The organism is Desulfosporosinus shakirovi, assembly GCF_020595055.1.
GTDB lineage: Bacteria > Bacillota > Desulfitobacteriia > Desulfitobacteriales > Desulfitobacteriaceae > Desulfosporosinus > Desulfosporosinus shakirovi.
Genome location: NZ_JAJDOO010000074.1, coordinates 1 through 5741 on the forward strand (window position 1 = coordinate 1; position 5741 = coordinate 5741).

A 5741-nucleotide genomic window follows, 5' to 3' on the forward strand; every position below is an offset into this window, starting at 1 on the left:
GTAGGTCATCGCCAGGTAACAAAAGAGAGACTATCTCTAACGAGATAGTCTCTCTTTATGTGTCATCATTGCCACCTTATCTGGGGCGTCTTAAATTCGTCGGCGCCGACGAATTTGACATACTACCAGGCCATTCTCTTGATGGGGATTCCGGAAGATGAGCGGGAGAAATTTATTCTGGAGCATGATGTTGAAGATATGACCACCCGAGAACTGGATCAGGCTCTCAAACTGCTTCGGAGAAAGAGTGGGCTCAAGTTACCCCCATGCCCAATCCTGGGGATATCAAAATAGAGTATCTAACCGTCAAAAAAACCCAAAAAACCATAAGCGGGCTAAAAACTGCAACCTCCCAAACCTTTACTACGAAATATGAAGAAAGATGCACCGCTTGCTGCCAAACCATCGCCGATACCTTTCAGGAACTGATGGAAGCCCTTGGCAAACTGGATTTGGCGGTAAAAGAAAAGTGCAATAAAGACGCGAGCCGGCTTACTGAATATATGGTCGAAAGGCTCAAAGAGTGGCCGCCTGTTCCTACGACGAATATGAAGACGGTCAAACCCTACACCACCTATGAAAGGTGGTAAATCGAAGGGCAAGGTATAAGTACGGGGATTGAAGTTATAGGTGCGGCATGAGGTAAGCGTCAAATAACTGGGAGGACCGGGATGGACGAATCCCTGGTGTACCAGTTGTCTCGCCAGAGGCACAGCTGGGTAGCTATATTCGGAGCGGATAAGCTGAAGCATCTAAGCGCGAAACCGACCTCAAGATGAGATTTTCCACAGCGTAAGCTGATGAGACCCCTGAAAGATGATCAGGTTGATAGGCCAGGTGTGTGTGTAAGCGGGGTGACGTGTGGAGCTGTATTCTTTGAGAATCCCGGCTTCGGCGAAACCCTCCAATTGAGGATTTCGTGCCTTTCGTATCGCCAGGTAACAGGCGAAAAGACCACATCAAGGTGGTCTTTTCGCTTGTTTTTTTCGCGGGTGGTTTTGATTATTCAAAAACAAGATAATCCACTAACTTATAATCCATAGAGGTTTTATCTCCATAGATATTAACCCAACTTATGTGAAATTCAATAGGACTAAGTAATTCTTTCAATTTGTCATCAGTTAACTCCCTATAATATAAAACATAATTTCGTTTGGCAAACGACAACTCTTGGTTTTCATTATTTTGATAGGCTTCATTTCCGAACCATAAACGATCTGAGGTTAAAATTTGTCTAAACTCAATAGTACTGGGAACAATTAATTCCTTTCTTGTAACATTTTTACCGTTGGCGATCTCTATTTTAAGTATGAGATTTCGAAAATCATCGACTTTAGGATCTTGAATGCGTTGAGTTCCAACTCTCTTGAACTCATTTTTTGATAAATGAGTTACTTTTGAAACTATGTTTATTGTAGGTACTTGGACTTGAGCTTCATTAACTGTCGCAATAGATTCATTATTGTTAGAGCATCCGCTCACTAGAATTGTTATCGTTAATAAAACACCTGTAAGAAACTTCATTAATTTCGACTCCTTAATTTTAAATAAATAATTTTATGCCAAGCATAAGGAATAGGATTATTTATTGACCATAGTTTTCTGACACACTTAAAAAATTATGGTAAAAAGCCCTCCCTGCCTCTCATAGAAAAAGAGCATCGAACATTCCGCTGAGTACTTCAAAGAAGACTTTAGGGTCATTTACATAGTAAATATACCATTAATTAAGGAGTTGTGTAAGGTTTAATTACTTTCTCTAATAACTAGAGAATAGGATTTGTGGCGATTCAGGGGGTTAAGACACTCAGCAGCAGAGAAAGTATAGTTAAATAATGCATTTGACAAAATTAATCACTATATATTATTACAGGACTTATGCAGTTGTAGTAAATAAATGGATTTATCTCTATGGCAAAAATAATTTCTAAAGATCACCCGAAATCCCTTGACATTTTCAAAATCGCCCAATAATCGCAAAGAATACCTTTATTTTAAGGTATATCTTCCGATTTGAAGGTGATCTTCCGTGAATTCTTTAGCTAAACCTCAATTCCGTGACCTATCTCAAGGTGAATGTGCTGGAGTTCCTATTTTGCTTAAGTTATGGGATCATTTTGACGTCTCCTTTCTCCTAACACAAGCCGGTATTAACAAGTTTAGTGGTGTGCCCACCTGGGTGACTGCTTTTCTCTATGTTGTTGGTCTCATTGCCCATTGTACTTCTGTCACCAAAATGGCCGGTATGGCTGGTAAAGATGCCCTTCTTCGATGTGTATTCCAACGTAAGAACATCACTCAATACACCATGAGCCGTTTCCTTACTACTTCCTATGATTGGTCTTTGTTTGGTCAAAAAAGAGTTGGACGCCTTCAGGACGATCCGGATACCAGGTTACGTGAGGGGGATGTGATCGCGCTTGATGATACGTTAAATCCGCATCCCTTCGGAAAGGAGTTGCCATTTTTGAGTTGGCTTTTTGACCATAGTTTGAAGATCAGTGTTTGGGCCATGAATATCGTTAGCCTTCATGCTGTTCTCCGCAATGGTCTTGAGTACCCGCTATTTTACCGTTTTGGCGTAAGCCCGAAGTTAAAGGAGCTGGCCTTACAAAGCTTGACTTAGCTCAGGAAATGCTCGTACAGTTGCGTAAATCTGTTCATTGTCGCTTGTGGGTAGCTATGGATCGTTGGTACTTAGCCAAGAATTTCTTTAATTTTCTTACCTCAAATTCCTTCGATTGGGTCACCAAAGCCAAGCGTAATACTGCCCTTTACCGCAGACAAATAGAGTCTTGGAGTGGTAGAGAACGTTTTGTGTCAATTAATACCCGAATGCTCATCAAAGAAATTTTTCCTCGACTTAAAGTTCAAGGTGTCGGTCTGGTCTCTGTGGCAGTCCCTGAGATATACATGAAGATACCCTATGAAACAACCAATAAAAAAGGGAAAGCGGTGACGAAACAACGATATACACTTATTGCTGCCGTAGTTGCTATGCGCTTAAAAGAAGATGAAGAACCTCAAATAGAGAAGGTTGTTGAAGAGGATATCTTTGAGCAAGCTGCCAAGTACCGTGGTGCCTATCTCATCATTAGCAACCGATATGACCTTCCCCATGAGGCTTTAGCCGTTTACATGAAGAGGTGGCGAATTGAAGTTTTTTATCGGGCCGCTAAGCAAGAATTGGGGTTAAGTGAGTGCCACTCAACGACAGAGATTCACCATCATGCTCATCTAGTTCTAAATTATGCTCAGTGGTATGAAAACAAAGGAAAAACGAGTGATGAAGAAGGCTTTACCCACGGCGAAATGGTCAACAGCCTTTTCCACACTCGTTGCGAGGTCTGACTGAAAATCCGAAAAGGGATTCAGCAGGTCCATCTCCAGTTTGACACAATTGTGCATAGATTTGCAAGGCTTTTTCACGCATTTTGGCCGGATGAGATCCAAATGTTTTGGGGTAAAGGGTATTCTATTAACCAAGGATTACCATTAAGTGTCCTGATCATTATATGAATAGTAATAATATATAGAATATTAAGAAATATAAATGAATGACATACATTCAAGTTAAAGGAGGAATAAAGGCATGGAAGAAGCTACCTTAGAAAGATCTTGGTTTCGCTTTTATGAGCCGAATGTTCGGAGACAGGTAGAAATTCCTGAATTGACTTTAATGGGTATGTTAAAACAAACAAAGTTAAAATTCCCGGATAACCTGGCATTAATCTTCGGGGGAAAGAAACTTACGTACAGCGAGATGGATGTTCTCATTGAGCGGATGGCTAAGATGCTTGTGCTAAGAGGGATAAAAAAGGGAGATCGAATTTCCATATTTATGCCTAATAGCGTTAACTGGGTGATCTCATTCTTTGCAATTCAAAGAATAGGGGCAGTTGTCGTGCAGACCAACCTACTATATGTGGAGAGCGAACTAAAAGCTTTATTACAAGATTCGGGGGCAACAGGGATAGTTTCTATTCCGCAGCTTTTGCCTCGTATTGCAGCAATCAAAGCAGATGTTGGACTAGAATTAATTGTCTTAGACTACTTAAGTGGATTTTCTGGCTTAGCTGGTTTAGGATTAGCGGATAACTCAGTGTATGTAGACCTCGAGGAACAACTCTTAGATCTAAGCTTAGATAAATTAGTCCCCCCTGAATGGGTATCTCAGGTGGATGATATTGCAGTATTACAGTATACCGGTGGGACGACCGGAACTGCTAAAGGCGTTATGTTAACTCATCATAACCTTGTAGGCAATGCACTCCAAGCATGGGAATGGATTGGGGGTCAAGAGGGAAAGGAAAGAGTATTAACCGTATTGCCCTTGTTTCACATATACGCTTTGATTGCTTGTATGAACTTAGCAATACTTTCTGGAGGGGCAATGATAATTTTGCCTAGATTTGATATAGATGCTGTGCTCCAACACATCAACGACTATGAACCGACGCTTTTTCCTGGGGCGCCAACCATGTACGTTGCAGTAATTAATCATCCGAGGATCAAGGAATATAAGGTCTCCTCTATTCGGTGCTGTCTAAGCGGATCTGCCCCGCTTCCAAAGGAAGTAGCAATTCGTTTTGGTGAATTAACCGGTGGAAGATTAGTCGAGGCGTATGGTTTATCTGAGGCATCGCCTGCTACTCATTTAAATCCAATATTCAATGCCCGAGTCGGCTCAATTGGTGTTCCGGCGCCCAATACGAATTCTAAAATTATGGACCTAGAAACAGGTCTGAGGGAGCTTCCAGCTGGGGAAATCGGTGAATTGGTTGTTAAAGGAAATCAAGTCATGTTAGGATACTGGCAAAGACCTGAGGAAACAAAGGATGTCTTAAGGGATGGTTGGCTTTATACCGGAGATATTGCTTACAAAGATGAAGACGGTTTTTTCTATATTGTCGATCGAAAGAAGGATATGATTATAACGGGTGGTTATAATGTCTATCCCCGCGACGTAGAAGAAGTTTTATATAGCCACCCAGCCGTAAGAGAAGCAGTGTGTGCTGGAATTCCGAATCCGTATTGGGGAGAAATCGTTAAGGCATATATTGTTGTTAAAGAAGGATCGAGTGAAACGGAAGAAGAAATTTTGAAATACTGTCAAGGAAAACTAGCTGTATTTAAAATACCTAAGAAGGTAGAATTTCGTGAGAGTTTGCCTAAAACGGCTGTCGGCAAGGTTCTGCGACGTTATTTAGTTGACGAAGAGCGAGAGAAAATATTACAAAAAGAAAGAGCTGCAGAAGCTCAGGTGGCTACTAATCAAGAGATTGCGGTGAGTATGTAACTAAAAGGTTAATATGAGAATTATTTTTGCGACCCTCAAGGCAATTAAAAACAGGAGACATCTCATAAAAAAGATGACTCCTGTTTTTGTTGCGTTAGATATATGAATTGAACGAAGGACAAAATTAAGTTTGTATTTGTAATTTACTTCTTGGATCGTAATGCTTCCTCTTTTGAAAGTCCATGCCCGTCTCTGGAATCCATGCTCGGTTGATCTTCAGGACGAGATGGAATAGGCTTGGTATTAGGATTAGCTTTTCTTTCTGGGAATTTCTTTATCACGGGTTACGTCAACTCCTTCCTATATAATCAAACCAATTTAGATAACGAAATTATTTTGCCCCTTTTAATTACGGAATACTACTTTCCACATTAATTAAATTAATACTCCTATTTAGGGTTTGCTAAATTCTCATAAAAGCTAGATACCAGAAGGGTTTGAG

5 protein-coding genes, 1 pseudogene and 1 other annotated feature are annotated in these 5741 nt (G+C 40.7%); of the genes and pseudogenes, 4 read left to right on the top strand and 2 right to left on the bottom strand.

Going from position 1 to position 5741, the window contains the following annotated elements; genetic code table 11:
- Window positions 1-84: 84 nt before the first annotated feature.
- Window positions 85-590, top strand: a pseudogene (locus LJE72_RS25665) (DUF3102 domain-containing protein); the annotation flags it as partial.
- Between the two features lie 44 nt (window positions 591-634).
- Window positions 635-889: a sequence feature (23S ribosomal RNA rRNA prediction is too short), on the top strand.
- Between the two features lie 113 nt (window positions 890-1002).
- Here the strand turns inward: LJE72_RS25665 and LJE72_RS25670 are convergent.
- Window positions 1003-1524, bottom strand: coding sequence for a hypothetical protein (locus LJE72_RS25670; RefSeq protein WP_229250975.1), 522 nt, complete (start codon window positions 1522-1524; stop codon window positions 1003-1005).
- A gap of 571 nt (window positions 1525-2095) precedes the next feature.
- On the opposite strand from LJE72_RS25670, the gene LJE72_RS25675 reads away from it, so the two are divergent.
- The 3 genes from LJE72_RS25675 to LJE72_RS25685 all read left to right on the top strand — a co-directional run bounded on the left by LJE72_RS25675 (window position 2096) and on the right by LJE72_RS25685 (window position 5299).
- Window positions 2096-2626, top strand: coding sequence for a hypothetical protein (locus LJE72_RS25675; protein ID WP_229250976.1), 531 nt, complete (start codon window positions 2096-2098; stop codon window positions 2624-2626).
- Window positions 2627-2634: 8 nt separating this feature from the next.
- A complete protein-coding gene (locus LJE72_RS25680) occupies window positions 2635-3351 on the top strand; it encodes a transposase (protein WP_396391956.1) in 717 nt (238 codons plus the stop codon).
- 241 nt (window positions 3352-3592) lie between these two features.
- Complete coding sequence (locus tag LJE72_RS25685) at window positions 3593-5299, top strand: long-chain-fatty-acid--CoA ligase (protein ID WP_229250978.1); 1707 nt, start codon at window positions 3593-3595, stop codon at window positions 5297-5299.
- A gap of 143 nt (window positions 5300-5442) precedes the next feature.
- Here the strand turns inward: LJE72_RS25685 and LJE72_RS25690 are convergent, their stop codons facing one another.
- The gene (locus tag LJE72_RS25690; protein ID WP_229250979.1) at window positions 5443-5580 is read right to left on the bottom strand and encodes a hypothetical protein; all 138 of its coding nucleotides are present in this window, start codon (window positions 5578-5580) and stop codon (window positions 5443-5445) included.
- Window positions 5581-5741 lie beyond the last annotated feature (161 nt).

Excerpts from the sequence above, each read along its gene's own strand:
- LJE72_RS25685 (WP_229250978.1), top strand. The coding sequence starts at position 3,593 with ATGGAAGAAGCTACCTTAGAAAGATCTTGGTTTCGCTTTTATGAGCCG.
- LJE72_RS25680 (WP_396391956.1), top strand. The coding sequence starts at position 2,635 with ATGCTCGTACAGTTGCGTAAATCTGTTCATTGTCGCTTGTGGGTAGCT.
- LJE72_RS25670 (WP_229250975.1), bottom strand. The coding sequence starts at position 1,524 with ATGAAGTTTCTTACAGGTGTTTTATTAACGATAACAATTCTAGTGAGC.